The organism is Asaia sp. W19 (assembly GCF_003994335.1).
Lineage (GTDB): Bacteria > Pseudomonadota > Alphaproteobacteria > Acetobacterales > Acetobacteraceae > Asaia.
Genome location: NZ_PNQZ01000055.1, coordinates 1 through 1018 on the forward strand (window position 1 = coordinate 1; position 1018 = coordinate 1018).

The 1018-nt window shown below is 60.7% G+C and carries 1 protein-coding gene; it reads right to left on the minus strand.

All coding sequences use genetic code 11. The features are described 5' to 3' along the window. Positions 1-878: hemagglutinin repeat-containing protein (locus C0V97_RS19005; RefSeq protein WP_233582096.1), on the minus strand; the 878-nt coding region annotated here is incomplete at its 3' end. Between the last annotated feature and the right edge of the window lie 140 nt (positions 879-1018).

The following is a 1018-nucleotide window of genomic DNA, read 5'->3' on the forward strand; positions in this document are numbered from 1 at the left end:
CCCACACCAATATCGAGACCGACTGAAGTCGATTTCGACTTCATGTCGCCTTCGCTATGGGTCGTATCCCAGCCCGCCTGCAGCGTGATGTCCTTGCTGGCCGCGAGAACTACATCCTTGCCCGACAGGCTCGACGCCGTCGCACTCAAAGAGCCGTTCTGCGCATCCGCTGCGTTATCGCCACGCGCCACGACAGAAAGCGTGTTGCCAGCTTTAAGGGCCGAGCCGACGGCCTCGGTCCGTGTTTCCGTGCTCGACTGATGCAGCGACGACGAGCCAATGGATTGGCGTACGCCCACAATATTGCCCGCAACTGCATCGCCCCCTCTTATGATCGAGGTGACAATAATCGCCGCGCCCTGCATCGCATTCAGCGCAGCAAGCGTCCCGCTGCCGCTACCTGACGTCTGGCTTGCAGCAAGCCCCGTATTGACCACCTGCCCGACAATGGATGTTGGAGACAATCCGATTCTGGCGCCGATGGATTTCTCCTTATGCGCCATGCTCTGTGTCTGGCTGTTCTCCTTAGCCAGCAGCGAGACGGACGAGCCTGAGAGCGTGAGATCATTCGCCGCCGACAATGCCGAGCCATCGATCGTGAGCGCCTTACCTGCGTTGAGCGCCACACTGCCGCCCAGCGAGGCCAGAACCGACGGGGTCCAGACCGTGCTCGACGACGATGATCTGTCGTCGCGCATGCCATAGCCCAGCGTCCCCTGCGCGCCCTGGCTGCTCAGCGAGATCCCTGCCACGTGATGCGACGCACTTGCTTCGTTCTGCGTCTTCGCAGCAATCAGCGTCAGAGTGCCGCCTGCGGAGAGCGAGGCATCGCCCTGCGCGCCGATCAGACCCTTGAGGCTCATATCCCCGCCCGACACGACCCTTACATGAAGCTCGCCGTCCCATTCTTTGGCTACAAATCGCGTGTTTCCATCGGCCGGAAATTTAGACTGACCTGGAAATAGAAGATGCCAGATGCCGCAGCCTGTGATGGAGCCACAATGCAGGTCGTGTTGCC